At 34.2% G+C, this 12922-nt stretch carries 15 protein-coding genes; 3 read left to right on the top strand and 12 right to left on the bottom strand.

Features of this window, described 5'->3' with window-relative positions; all coding sequences use genetic code 11:
* Positions 1–72: 72 nt before the first annotated feature.
* From BN2667_RS01340 to BN2667_RS01300, 9 genes are all read right to left on the bottom strand, one after another.
* The gene (locus BN2667_RS01340; protein ID WP_054251548.1) at positions 73–810 is read right to left on the bottom strand and encodes a WecB/TagA/CpsF family glycosyltransferase; all 738 of its coding nucleotides are present in this window, start codon (positions 808–810) and stop codon (positions 73–75) included.
* Positions 810–1898, bottom strand: a complete 1089-nt coding sequence (gene csaB / locus BN2667_RS01335; RefSeq protein ID WP_054251547.1) for a polysaccharide pyruvyl transferase CsaB — start codon at positions 1896–1898, stop codon at positions 810–812. The genes BN2667_RS01340 and csaB overlap by 1 nt, the downstream gene beginning before the upstream one ends.
* Complete coding sequence (locus BN2667_RS01330) at positions 1891–3285, bottom strand: O-antigen ligase family protein (RefSeq protein WP_054251546.1); 1395 nt, start codon at positions 3283–3285, stop codon at positions 1891–1893. The genes csaB and BN2667_RS01330 overlap by 8 nt, the downstream gene beginning before the upstream one ends.
* Positions 3279–3824, bottom strand: coding sequence for a hypothetical protein (locus BN2667_RS01325; protein ID WP_054251545.1), 546 nt, complete (start codon positions 3822–3824; stop codon positions 3279–3281). The genes BN2667_RS01330 and BN2667_RS01325 overlap by 7 nt, the downstream gene beginning before the upstream one ends.
* Before the next feature lie 9 nt (positions 3825–3833).
* Entirely contained in the window at positions 3834–4319 is a 486-nt protein-coding gene (locus tag BN2667_RS01320; protein ID WP_054251544.1) for a DUF4330 domain-containing protein, read from the bottom strand.
* 14 nt (positions 4320–4333) lie between these two features.
* Positions 4334–5179, bottom strand: coding sequence for a class I SAM-dependent methyltransferase (locus BN2667_RS01315; protein WP_054251543.1), 846 nt, complete (start codon positions 5177–5179; stop codon positions 4334–4336).
* On the bottom strand, positions 5160–6311 hold the full coding sequence (locus BN2667_RS01310) for a glycosyltransferase family 4 protein (RefSeq protein ID WP_054251542.1): 1152 nt from the start codon (positions 6309–6311) through the stop codon (positions 5160–5162). The genes BN2667_RS01315 and BN2667_RS01310 overlap by 20 nt, the downstream gene beginning before the upstream one ends.
* 113 nt (positions 6312–6424) lie before the next feature.
* Positions 6425–6808, bottom strand: a complete 384-nt coding sequence (locus BN2667_RS01305) for a metallopeptidase family protein (protein WP_054251541.1) — start codon at positions 6806–6808, stop codon at positions 6425–6427.
* Between the two features lie 9 nt (positions 6809–6817).
* Entirely contained in the window at positions 6818–7600 is a 783-nt protein-coding gene (locus BN2667_RS01300; protein ID WP_054251540.1) for an inositol monophosphatase family protein, read from the bottom strand.
* Between the two features lie 152 nt (positions 7601–7752).
* Between BN2667_RS01300 and pta the strand changes: the two genes are divergently transcribed.
* A complete protein-coding gene (gene pta / locus BN2667_RS01295) occupies positions 7753–8730 on the top strand; it encodes a phosphate acetyltransferase (RefSeq protein ID WP_054251539.1) in 978 nt (325 codons plus the stop codon).
* Positions 8731–8846: 116 nt separating this feature from the next.
* Positions 8847–10151 (top strand): copper amine oxidase N-terminal domain-containing protein, encoded by a 1305-nt coding sequence (locus BN2667_RS01290; protein ID WP_054251538.1) that lies wholly within the window; start codon positions 8847–8849, stop codon positions 10149–10151.
* 40 nt (positions 10152–10191) lie between these two features.
* Here BN2667_RS01290 and BN2667_RS01285 read toward each other — a convergent pair whose 3' ends face one another.
* The 3 genes from BN2667_RS01285 to sfsA form a co-directional block, all read right to left on the bottom strand.
* Positions 10192–11010 (bottom strand): protease complex subunit PrcB family protein, encoded by an 819-nt coding sequence (locus tag BN2667_RS01285; RefSeq protein ID WP_054251537.1) that lies wholly within the window; start codon positions 11008–11010, stop codon positions 10192–10194.
* Between the two features lie 138 nt (positions 11011–11148).
* On the bottom strand, positions 11149–11742 hold the full coding sequence (locus tag BN2667_RS01280) for a copper amine oxidase N-terminal domain-containing protein (RefSeq protein WP_054251536.1): 594 nt from the start codon (positions 11740–11742) through the stop codon (positions 11149–11151).
* Positions 11711–12460, bottom strand: coding sequence for a DNA/RNA nuclease SfsA (gene sfsA / locus BN2667_RS01275; protein ID WP_054251535.1), 750 nt, complete (start codon positions 12458–12460; stop codon positions 11711–11713). The genes BN2667_RS01280 and sfsA overlap by 32 nt, the downstream gene beginning before the upstream one ends.
* Before the next feature lie 95 nt (positions 12461–12555).
* Here sfsA and BN2667_RS01270 point away from each other — a divergent pair, with 95 nt between their 5' ends.
* Positions 12556–12870, top strand: a complete 315-nt coding sequence (locus BN2667_RS01270; RefSeq protein ID WP_075967848.1) for a rhodanese-like domain-containing protein — start codon at positions 12556–12558, stop codon at positions 12868–12870.
* The last annotated feature ends 52 nt before the right edge of the window (positions 12871–12922 follow it).

Here is a 12922-nt window from a genome sequence, read left to right as displayed (position 1 = left end):
AATTTTCTATTTTTTGTTTTTTTACTTATCGAATTTTTCCTTATCGCTTTTGCAATTTTAAGTTTTTAATTTTTATGCTTCTTTTACTGAATCCTTGTCAACTAAGACGCTTAAAATAAATTTTGGCAAAGCCAACTGTCTTTTAAACCTAGATGGTTCTTGTAGGAGTCTATAAAACCATTCTAGGTGGAGCTTAATAAAAATATCTGGTGCCCTTTTTGAAACTCCTGCGAGAATATCTGTAACTCCGCCATTGCCAAGAATTATTTTTGCTCTTATCTTGTCTTTGTTTCTAGCTATAAAGTCTTCTTGTTTTGGAAAACCAAGGCCGACAAAGACTACATCTGGATTTAATTCATTTATCTTTTCAATAATTTCTCCTTCATCAGCTTCAGTAAAATATCCATTTCTATTGCCGACAACACTTGCACCTGGATAGGTCTTGTGAATATTATCTGCTGCCATTTGGCTCCTGCCTTCTTTTGATGCGAGAATATAAAAACTAAGAGGTCTTCTAGCTCCTAACTTTAAAAGTTCAAGAGAAATATCAAAGCCTGTTACCCTTTCCTTTAGAGGTAACTTTCTCATTTTCGATGCCTTTATTAGGCCAATGCCATCTGGAACTACTAGGTCAAAGGAGTTAATTAGTCTTGCAAGGTCTGGCTTATTTTTTGCCTCCATGGCAATTTCAGTATTGGGAGTGGCAATGGTAAAGAGCCTGTCATTATCTAACTCACCTTCTAAAAGATTCATTGTCTCTTTTAAACTTACATTGTCAATTTCAATTCCAAAAATATTTACCTTTTTCATTAAAGCAAAGTCTCCCTTAGTATTTCTATAGTCCTCTTTGAAAAGTCTTCTTGTCTCTTGTTAGCTATAACTATAGACTCTCTTCTTTCGCCAAGTCCATCCATGGCAGATTTGTATTTGTCTTTTAGATTTTCTCTATTTAAATCTTCAACTCTAATGTACTCTCTAATTGACAGCTCATCTACTAGGCCTGCAACCTTTGGATCGTAAATTAGTCCAATAATTGGAACACCTGCCTTGGCTGAATAAATTAGGGCGTGGAGTCTCATTGCCAAAACCAACTTGCATTTTTTTAAAAGTCCAATTAGGTCTTCAACTTCGTATTTTGATTTTATTACGTGGATCCTCTTATTTTTTGAAAGGATTTTTATCTGTTCAGAATATTCTACATCATAAGGATAGTGCATAGGCACAATTAAAATATCTAGGTCTTCTCCTATAAGGCTGTCGCAAAACTTTGCAAGTTCACGAGCAAGCATTGGAGAGTCTTTCCACTGTCTAATTGAAATCCCCAAAACATTCTCTGAAAGTTCAATATCTTGTTCTTTTAAAATTTCTTCAACTCTTTCTTCTGAAGATGATTCAATCATAAAAACTGGGTCGGCAGTTACTTCAATATTTTTATTTGAAAGACCCATGGCTCTGACAAAGTTATAAGATGACTGGTCCCTTAAAGTAATAAAGGCGGCCTTGTCTAAAAGTCTTCTTGTAAGTCTTCTATTAAAACTCTTGTTAATTGGGCCAATGCCGTTTGCAAAAATAAATACTGGTTTCTTGTAGTGGTTGGCCATTTTTAATAAAAACAAGTAGTAGTAAAGAGACCTAGATGAAGTTATATCTTGTAAAAGACTGCCTCCACCAAAGACAAAAATATCAGTTTCCTTCATTTCCCTGCGAACTTCCTTAAAGGAAAATCTGTTTACTGCCTTTATTTCATAGGCCTTAGAAGTTTTTTCAGGGTCCTTGGATAGGGCTGTAAGCTCAAGGTCATTTTCTCTTTTTAAATTTTCAACCATAGCCTTTAAAATTGCATCGTCGCCGCTATTGTCAAAGCCAAAGTAGCCAGCTAGCAAAAGTTTTTTAGCCATCTATCTCACTTCCCCTATAAATTTTATAAACTTGGTCCCTTTCAGAAACTACAAGTGGCTTAGTTAATTTGTAAACATTAATTGCAGTTGCTCCTAGGGCCACTAAGGTCCAAAAGGCCAGGATGATTTTTGGCAGGTAGAGAATATTTTCTACTAGGCCGTGGGTAAAAACGCCGACAAGACCTGCTGAAACTCCTACGCCAATATACTTATAAAATGAATCTTCACCTGTTTTATGACTCTTAACTAAGGCTGAAATTGGATAAAAGACAAAGGTCAAAAGCATGCTTATAAAAACACTAAAACCTAAATAGCCAAGCTCAGAAATAGTTTCTAAAAAAGTATTGTGAGCGTGGTAGGAATTAATTGTCCTTGAATAAGTTTCATAAACTTCCTTAAAAGGCATATAGCCAAAACCAACTCCAGCGACCTTGTGGTCTCTAATTAAATCCTTAGTTATAGCCCAAATATTAAACCTGTGGGCATTAGATGTGTCTGCGAAATTTCCAATAGATAAAATCCTATTTAAAATCGTTGGAGGTAAAAAAGCCAGGGCCCCAAAAATAAGAGGTATTGATAAAAGTAAAAGCCTCTTGTCTACTAAAAGACAAAATACAAGAGCTGCCATGGCAATGCCAATCCAACCTCCCCTAGACATAGTATAAACTAAAGTTAACATCATCACTGCCGAACTAAGGCCAAAGACAATTTTTTTCTTTAAGTTCTTAGTATGCCAAAACATAGAAATAGTAAGGGGCGTAAAGAAAACTAAATACTCTGCCAAAGTGTTAGGATTTCCAAAAACTGAATAAACACGAACTTGGATATCTGGATTGTTTTCTACATCCAGCCATTCTCTTGAGATTTCAACACCTGTAAAAACTTGTAAAAGACCAATTAGAGCAACTATGCTAACTGTAAAAATCAGCATAGTAACAAAGGCATTTAAGTCTTCCTTGGTCTTTATAGAATTTACTAGAACAAATAAATATAGTAGTCCACAGGCGTGTAAAAATAAATCTCTCAAAGACCCTTTTACATAATAAGATGTAAAAGTTTGGATCAAGATTACTATTAAGTAAACAAAAATCACTCCAAAGTAAAGGGACCTTTGTGAAGGCTGGTCTTTAATACAAATTCTCCTAAAAAAGTAAATTATAAAGAGACCTAAATAAGCTCCAGCTGCTAAAGTATTTGGCAAAAATGGCATCATAAAAGTAATAGCAAAAATTCCAACTCTTATATCAATTAGAGCTAAAATTCCTCCTAAAAATAATACCATTGAAGCTAGAAAAAACTTGCTTCCAAAAAGATAATAAACCATGGCCATAATAAGAGCCATTAAGCCTGGAAGAATAAGTCTACTAGAAGAAATTTTTCTTACCACCAGCTTTCACCACCTTGGTCTAGCCTAAAAATATCTAAAAAGAAATTTAAGGTCTTAGAAGTTTTTATAATTTGAAATTCCTTGCCTGATATAGAAATTCCTAAAAGTCCTAGGACAAGTAAAAGTAAAGAAAGTTTTATACTTGGTCCATGGAAAAAAATTCTCCCTAGAATAAAAAATAAACTTAAAAATACTAGAGATTCGTAAAATAATCTCAGTCCATATCTAAGGTCAAGGCTATAAAGCTCTAGGCTGTTTGCTATGTCTGAGCCTTTAGTCAGCCTAGATTTTTTTGTAAATAAGACTTTAAAAAACCTGTCAATGGCCCTTAAAAGTCCAAGAGACAACTTATAAATAATAGAATCTTCAAAAACTCCTCTTAGGTTTCTAAAAATTTTATAGACAAGAGAGGTCTCTTTGTAGATTTCATGTTTTTTTCTAAGGCTAGATGAAATTTTGTGTATGAAAGAGGTCTTATAAAGCTTTGAAAATTTTACTACCAAGCTGTGGCAAAAGCTTACTAAAACGCTATTATACATTTATCTCTCCTAGTCTTCTACTTTTACATCAAGAACTGTTCCAAAGGCTGCAAAGTTTTTATTTTTTAGCCTAAATTGAATACCTACACGGGTTTGTTCGCCACCAACTAAATAGTATTGGTCAGTTTCTTCAATATTTGCCTTGACGACAACTTTGGCAACAAACTTTTTAGGTACTTCTGCCTCAACCCATCTACCATTGTATTCAAGGACATCTCTATATGGCTCGGAATCAACACTTTCAATAGTTCCTATATAGGTTCCCTTGTCATAGTGATAAAGAGGGTCACCAACTTTAATTTGGTCAACTGATAGCTGTCTAATTTCTGCAATTTCATAAGTTACTAGGGCTTCCTTCGTTTCTGATTGGCTAACCTTGCCTGAGCCCATTCTCTTGGCTCCAAAGGCTATTAGGCCAACAACTATTATTAAAACTAGCAAGTCGATTATATTTATCTTGCCAAATAATTTTCCTTTTTTATCAATTATGGTCATTTCTTACCTCGTTATTATTTTTCTTTTTCCATTACACAAACAAACATCTTTACAAACATTTCCTTTATTAGAGGGATTTTAGCCAGTGGAGTAAAGTACCACCTTAGTGGGATTTCTCTTTCGTAAATAATTTTCATTGGTTGGGCTTTTTTTATTTTTTTAAATCTCTTTAAAGTCATGTGGTTAATGTATTTAAAATAGTCTTTGCCCTTTTCATCTTTTCCTATACGAAAGTCAATTCTCTTCTTCCCATCTGGCAGGTCCTTAACTAAGTCCCTATAAACTCCAGCCAAGGTCTCTTCAGAAAAAAATAGCTGGACCCAAGGAGTTCCCATTACATCAGAAAGATGGGCGCCGTAAGGGTGGTAGTAGGGAGGAAAGTTTACATAAAGTCTGCCTCCTACTTTTAAAACCCTATTAATTTCTTCCAAGACTCCAAGAGGATCGTCAACATGTTCCATGGCGTCGTTCATAATTACCGTATCAAAACTTTGGTCAGCAAAAGGCATCTTAGCTGCATCGCCAATTACAAATTCAAACTTATCAGAAAGTCCTAATTCATTTGCCAGGTTTTCTGCTTCTTCCTTATAATAAGAAACGACTTCAATACCTGTAACTTTTTTCGCTCCAAGGCTGGCATAGTAAAGAGATTTTCCCGATGCTCCACAGCCAATGTCTAAGACTTCCTTGTCCTTAAACATTTGGTCCTTGGTTGTAAAGTTCAAATAATTTTCAATGGTCTTTTGGCCCATTTTATACTGCCATTTTGAATAGGGAATATTTTCTTCTATGGCCAGGTTAAATGGATGAACTGGTGGCCTTACTAAAGTTGAAAACCACTTAGCGAACTCTCTTGCCATCTTCAGTCCTCCTTAATATATCTGCATATATTTCTTCCTGGGTTTTTGCCATGGCCTGAGATGAAAAGTTTTTGCTTACACGGTCATAAATTGACCTGCCAAATTTTTCTAAGACATCTCTGTTGTCCATTAAAAATTCGATCTTTTCTGCAAGGGCCTTGTAGTCATTTACTTCAACTAAATATCCATCAACGCCGTAGCGAATCATTTCAGAAAGGCCGCCAACTGATGTGGCTATACTTGGTACTTTCATTTTTGCAGCCTCTAAGATTACATAGGGAAAGGACTCTGATATAGATGTCAGTAAATTTAAATCAATGGCATTAAAAAATGATAGATTTTCTTTTACAAAACCTAAAAAGACTACACTATCTTCTAGGCCATATTCACTTACCATATTCTTTAATTTTTCGTCTTCTTCACCTGTGCCTGCAAGTAAAAGTAAAAAGTCGTCCCTGTGTTCTCTAATTTTCTTAAATGTCTTTATAGTCATCTGAACATTTTTTACATTGTCTAGTCTTGCAGCTTGGCCAATTAAAAACTTGCCTTGGGCTAATTTTGCCAGCTTATACTTTTCTAAAAATTCTGCCTTGGACATTAAATCCTTAGGCTTTTCCATTTCTATGCCGTTATAAAGAGTGTAGATTTTATTTTCTGTAAATCCTCTACTTACTAGCATATTCTTAAAATTTTCTGTAACAGCTACATAATAGTCAAATTTTTTTAAAGCAAAGGTATTTATTGGCGTAAAAATTAAATCCTTATAAAAGGTATCTTTAAAGTCAAGTAGATAGTCTGAATGAATTGTAGTAAGCATTGGGACATTAATTTTTCCCTTTAGAAAAATTGCTATTGTGTTTGCCCTAGCTCCATGACAGTGAACTAGGTCATAGCCTTCCCTATTAACTAGGTCGGCTATTTTTTTTACTACAGACATATCTGACCTTCTCTTTTGCTGGTAAAGCTCTATATCAATTCCCCGGTCCAGGGCCTGTCTATAAAATGTATCATCTATAAAACAAATAATTTTTGTTTGGGCTAAGTCTTCTAATCCTTTCATTAAAGAGAAGATGTGAGTCTTTGCTCCGCCAGTATCTCCTCCACTAATGAGATGTAGTGCCTTTATAGTCATTAGAACCTCCTTTATAAACACTAATATTATACCTTATATAGAAGATTTTTAGTATATTAATCACAGACAATCTTATAAAATCACAAGCTTTTCACTAAAAAAACCAAGAAAGACTAAAGCTTCTTGGCTTCTTCGTAGGATTTTAAAAACTCTGCATCTTCAACTTCTAAATCCGCATAATGTGCAAGGGATTCTCTGTGGTGGGTAAGCTCGTGAATAAAAGTCTTTCGAACTTCTTCTTTTAAAGCTTCTCTTTGTAAAAATCCAAAAAGTTCCATAAAAGACCCGTAATAAATTATAATTCCCCTGCCAAGAGGTCCTCTTTGGTAGGCGCCTAAGTTTATAAGATCTCCATCTTGACCTTTTGGATGGTAGTTTACTTCTTCGTCAATAACAACGCCAAGGTTAAGACCCTCATAAAATTCTTCAGGCACTTCTCTATAAATTTCATTTAAAATTTCTTCAAACTCATCAAGCCTGCCATACTTGTCTGCCATAGATCCCCCTTAAAGACCAACTTTGTCTTTAATTTTCACAAAATCCCCGTAAAGACTTTTTGTAGCAATAATATAGTCGCTATACTTAAACATATTTGGCTTTTCTCCTTCTAGGTTTACAAAAACTAAATCTAAAAGTTCAGCCATTAAGAAAAATGGAGCAAAGTCCCAAGGCCCTCCCCTATAATTTAAATATCCACCAAACCTGCCAGTTAAAACTCTTGAGCCATCTAGGCCCGAAGTTCCAACTGATCTCATGCCAAAGGATTCTCTAAGTAGAGCTTGAAAAAATTCTGGCCTGTTGCCATTCATCCTTCTAATGTCTGTTGAAACCAAGGCCTCATTTAAAGCTTTATCTTTTGGACTTTCTAAGGCCCTGTCATTTAAATAAACCCTATCTCCTGCCATGGCCCAATAAAGATCATCTTTTTCAACTTCATATATATATGAAAGCATTGGCTTTCCGTTTTCAAAATAGGCGATAATAGTACAATAATCATTTCTCTGTTTGACAAAATTTGTCGTTCCGTCAATTGGATCTATAACCCAAAGATTTTTGCCCTCATAAGATTTATTTTTGTCATAAGTTTCTTCGCCTAAAATTTCGTGGTGGGGGAATTTTTCTAAAATTTTTTCAGTTAAAAACTTTTCTACTCCCTTATCAACTTCAGTAACTAGGTCTCTAACTCCTGACTTGTTTTCAACTGGACCCATTTCAATGCTAGAGATAAGGCCAGGTATTTCTTTTATCAAATCTTTTATAAATCTATCGTAAGCTTTTAATTTTTCCATTTGTCGCTCCCTTCATTAATAACTTTCCTAAAACAAGTTTATAATAAAAATAAAAAAGATACTAGCTTAATTAAATTTTTAGCTAGAATTTTATACATTTTTGAAATTATGTATTATAATAAAAGTATAGAAAAAAGCACAAGGAGGAAAAAATGGGCTTATTTGATTTTATTAAAGACAAAGTAAAAGGAAAAAATGTAAAAATTGTCCTTCCAGAAGGAAACGATTGGAGAGTTTTAGGAGCAGCTATTAGACTAAAAGAAGACGGCCTAGTAGACCCAATAGTTATTGGAAAAGAAGACGAAGTTTTAAAACTTGCTAAAGACAATAACAAGGACGCATCAAAACTTACAATAATGGACCCAGCAAAATGCGGTGGCATTGATGAACTTATTGAAAAGTTTGTAGAAAGAAGAAAGGGAAAAATCGACGAAGAAGGAGCTAGAAAATTACTTCTTGAAGACCCTAACTACTTTGGAACAATGTTAGTTTATGCAGGAAAGGCTGACGGACTAGTATCAGGAGCAACAAGATCAACTGGTGATACAGTTAGACCTGCCCTACAAATTATAAAAATGCAACCTGGCTATGGCAAAACTTCTGGCGTTATGATTATGATTAAAGATGACGAACAATTAGTTTTTGCAGACGTTGCAATTACAATTGCTCCAGAAGCTAAAGACCTAGCAGAAACTGCAATTCTTTCAGCTAAAACTGCTAAGCAATTTAACATCGAACCAAAAGTTGCCATGTTGTCATTTTCAACTAAGGGATCTGCAGCATCTGACGAAGTTACAAAAGTTGCTGAAGCAACAAAAATCGCCAAAGAAAATGCTCCAGACCTTGCCCTAGATGGAGAAATGCAATTTGACGCAGCCTATGTAGAATCTGTTGGAAAATCAAAGGCTCCAGATTCAAAAGTTGCTGGCCATGCAAATGTATTTGTATTCCCATCACTTGAAGCTGGAAACATTGGCTACAAAATTGCCCAAAGACTTGGTGGCTATGAAGCAGTTGGACCAATCCTACAAGGACTTAACGCTCCAGTTAACGACCTATCAAGAGGTTGTAGCGAAGAAGACGTTTATAAACTTTCACTAATTACAGCTGCCCAAGCTCTTAACGACTAAAAAATAACTTTTAAAGGACCTAAGAACAGGTCCTTTTTTTAATTTGCCCTAGATGAAAAGGCCAATAAATGGTAAAATAGAGAAAATAGCTAATATTAAAAGGAAAGTGAACTTTTATGTTTAAAAAAACTATTAAAACTTTGACCCTGGCCCTAGGATTAGTACTTTTATTTTCACCTATGGCCTTGGCAAATTCAGTAAATATAATTATAAACGGATCTTATGCAAACGAAAACCTAAGTGAGACAAAAAACTATAGGACTTATGTTCCTCTTAGATTTTTAGCAGAAGAATTAGGATTTGAAGTTTCTTATAATGATGAGACCAAGGAAATAATTATTTCTAAAGATGATCAAGAGCTTGTTTTAAATTTAGACAGCGACCTTTCAAAACTTAATAATAAAGACCTTAAGCTAGAGGAAAAACCTTATTTGAAAGATGGAAGGACTATGGTTCCTTTAAGATTTCTAGGAGAAAGTCTTGGACTTGATATAAAATGGAACGAAAAGGCCCAAGCTATTTTAGTAAATTCAAAAGAAAACGAAGTCTATAAAGGCAAAAAAGTTTTCTTAGATCCTCTTTATGCTCAAGTTACTCTGCCTGAATCTTGGAAGGACGAAATAGAACTTTCCTACGACTTTGCAAACCAAGGAGACCTAGCTGTAATTTCTAAAAAGCTAAAGACCTATTTAGAAAAAAACAACTTAGATGGAGATGGAATAATTTTTCTAGTAGAAAATTCAACTAGTCCCCTTCTTGAGTCCCATGGCCTAAACCTAGCCTATGATCCTTCTATAGAAAGATTTATATACCTTACAAAACAAACTAGAAACTCTTTTCCAAAAGACCTTGAAAAAGAGTTGAATGACCTTCAAGAAAAATATGTTCAGGCCTTTAAAAGCCTTGAGATTTACAAGGACTTAGATAAAAAAGTAAAGGGCTATGATCTTTTAAAATCTTCAGATAAAAAGATAAAAGAAATTAAAGACCTAGAAAAAATAAAAAATCTAATAGCCCCATGGTTTTACTTTGACAATACTCTTACTTATATTAGAGAAGAAAATGAAGGCCAAAAAATTTATCTGCCAAACTTTATAGACAGAACTTCATCTAAACTAAGTTCAAAATTAGAAATGTTTTACAATAAAGACAAGGAGTTAGAAAAGTATTTTTTAAAATTTTATGAAGATCCAAAAAAACTAGCCTATGCATCTTTTACAGATTCTTACGCCCAAAGGGAAATAAAATTCTTTATGAAAGAAATCCTCGGATACGATGAAAGTATTTCAGACCTTAAAGAAGATAAAAACATTCTCTTTGGAGACTTTCAAAATGGATCTTATAAGGCCTATAAAGATAACTTTGGCAACAAGTACATCTTTAATATGACAACAGGCTACTTAGAATATATGAGCAAATAAAGCAAAAATTTACCCCTAGCTTTTAGGCTAGGGGATTTTTTTATCTGTCTACGAGTTCAGAATTTGAACCTTCTATTTCAATTGTATATTTTTCTGGTAAATTCTTTTTATCGATAATAATAGAAGTTGTTGGATAGGAGATGACTTGGGTCACCATTTGATTTGGTCCTGGTCCTCTTAGGTCTGGAGTGATATAAATTGTTCCGTCAGAGATCTTTACTTCCTTAGTAGAAAGGCTATAGCCGCCAGTATTTGCCTTTACAGCATAAATAATTTGTAGGCTGCCATCTGCTAGGATTTTTGTTTCATAGCCAGCATAGCCTAATGGTGAGTAGTCAGTTGCCTGTCTAAAGCTTACAATTTTTTCTCTATTCAAGTCTTCCCCTCCCTTTTTACTTAAAGTAATTTCCTTGGTCTCTTGTTCCCAAGAAACATCGACTTTAAAAATTTCTCCTAAGTCTCTTAGTCTAAAATAATTATAGTCTTTAATATTTATACCTGAAAGATTGTGCTTGTCTCCATCTACATATATATCAGTTTTTCCTATTTTATATCCTTTAATGTCTTCTAAAGGATAAACTATATCTTTTAGCTCATCATAAACCTTACTTGTGTCTATGAGAATTTTTCCATCTTTATAGACTAGTGAAAAGTCAAAAAGACGGTCTTTACAAATAGAAGCAAAGTCCCTTAGCTTAATATAGTTTTCATCCTTGTACTTAACAGTAGTTAGAGATATTTTTTCATTTGCAATTTTAAAGTTTGCTTGATTTATAACTGGCTCTTGGTTTTTTATAATAAAGCCTGTAGCTGTTACTATAAGTACCAAGGCCAGAAAAATTATTCCTAGTCTTTTCATAGTCCTCCTTTTTCATTTAAAAATTTTCCTTCTATCTTAATTAACTTTACTAGTATATAATTACCCTTTTTATTTATAAAAGACCCAAGAAATTAATCCTGAGTCTTTTAATCTTATTTAAAGAGCTTTAATAGTTTTTTAAAACTTAACTTGTCTCTTTATAATAACTTCTTTACTTTCATTATTCCAAATAATGTCTTCGCCATCTACTAGGCCTAGGGCTCTAGCAATGTTTGCTATTGGTAGCATAGTTCTGTCGTTAACTATTTCTGGCTTAACATCACTTTCATAAGTTTTTCCGTTTACAATAATCTTGTTAGTATCAACTGGAATTTCTATTTTATATTCCTTGTCTGTTAAAATTACTGTTCTGTTTGGATTATCCCATTCAACATCAAAGCCTAGAGCCTCTGCAACATAGCGAATTGGAAGCATAGTTCTTCCCTCTTTAATATAAGGTTCGACATCCATTTTACCCTTAGTAACAACATCACCAATAATAACTTCATAGTCTTTTTGACCAATAGTAAGTCTTACTTCATAGTCAACTGTCTTAGATACTGCTGGTTTTGATGGTTGAACTGAGCCTGTTGATGGTGCGCTCCAAATCCAGTCAAGAATTGGGTTGTAAGGTGGATAATATGGTTCCACTGGTTTTTCTGGATCAATTGGTTTTGGTTGAGTTTTTACTACTAGAGCTTTAACAGCTGCTTTCGTTTTTCTCTCCTTCAAGTTCTTTTATCGCCTGGTCTCGGCTTAATATTTTTATTTCCTTGTCTAGTTCTATATAGTCTGGTCCGACCTTGCAGGTGTAGGCTCTGGCTTCAACTCCCTTATCTAAGGCGTCATAAAAGTTATTAAAAAATTCTGGGTCCATTTTATAATTTGGTCTAAAGTCCACGGCATCATCTCTGTGAAGGCAAAATATTACCATGGCCTTTTCCCCAGCTTCTACTAGAACTGCAAGTTCTTTTAGATGTTTACTGCCTCTAGTCGTTGGGGCATCTGGAAAGCTAGCTCTTCCCTTTCCCAACATTAGGTCGACGCCTTTTACTTCTACATAGAGTTTGTCGCTGCACTTTTCTAGGACCATGTCTAGTCTTGAACTTCCTACTTGCACTTCTCTTTTTAAAAAGTCAATTTCTTCCCAGCCATCAATGTCTCCATTTAAAAATCCATCTGCAATAACTTTATTTGGAACTTGGGAATCAAGATTTATAAGCCTGCCCTCGTGGTCAATTGATAGGAAGTCGTATTTGGTCTTCCTATTTTTATTTTTCGCCTCCATTATATAACAAGTCGCCCCTTTTACTAAAAGTTCTCTCATGCGGCCTGTGTTTTTTAAATGGCTGAGAACGACCTCGCCGTCAACTTCAACTTCAGCTATAAATCTATTTTTTCTACATACAAATTTTCCTTGCAAGATTTTTCCTTGGTATGTGTATCTCATTTTTTATCACCAATTGATTCTTACCCTATTTACTAATCTTTATTAAAGCGATAAATTTTAGGGTACAAGTAAGTAGATTAACTTAAGGAGGTCCTATGTTTAATTTTTTAAAAAAACCAGACACAGTTTCTGCCAAAGATTTTTTAAAAATTTCTGATGATGTTTTTGTTTTAGATGTTAGAGAAGTTGATGAGCCAACAAAGAAAGAGCAGGCGCTTTTTATAAACTATTTGCTCCTCCCTCTTTCGACCTTGGCTGATTCTTATAAAAAGCTAGACAAAAATATTCACTACTATATTTTATGTAGGTCAGGAAACAGGGCTAGCAAGGCATTTTATTTTTTAAATAACCTTGGCTACAAGGTCACAGTAATTTCTGGCGGAATGTTAGAGTTAAAAAAGTTTATATGATAAGACGAAAAAAGTAGGCTCTTTGAACTGGGCCTACTTTTTTCTTTAAACT

It is taken from the genome of Neofamilia massiliensis (assembly GCF_001299475.1).
Taxonomy (GTDB): domain Bacteria; phylum Bacillota; class Clostridia; order Tissierellales; family Peptoniphilaceae; genus Neofamilia; species Neofamilia massiliensis.
This window is presented reverse-complemented; position numbering and strand designations above follow the sequence as displayed.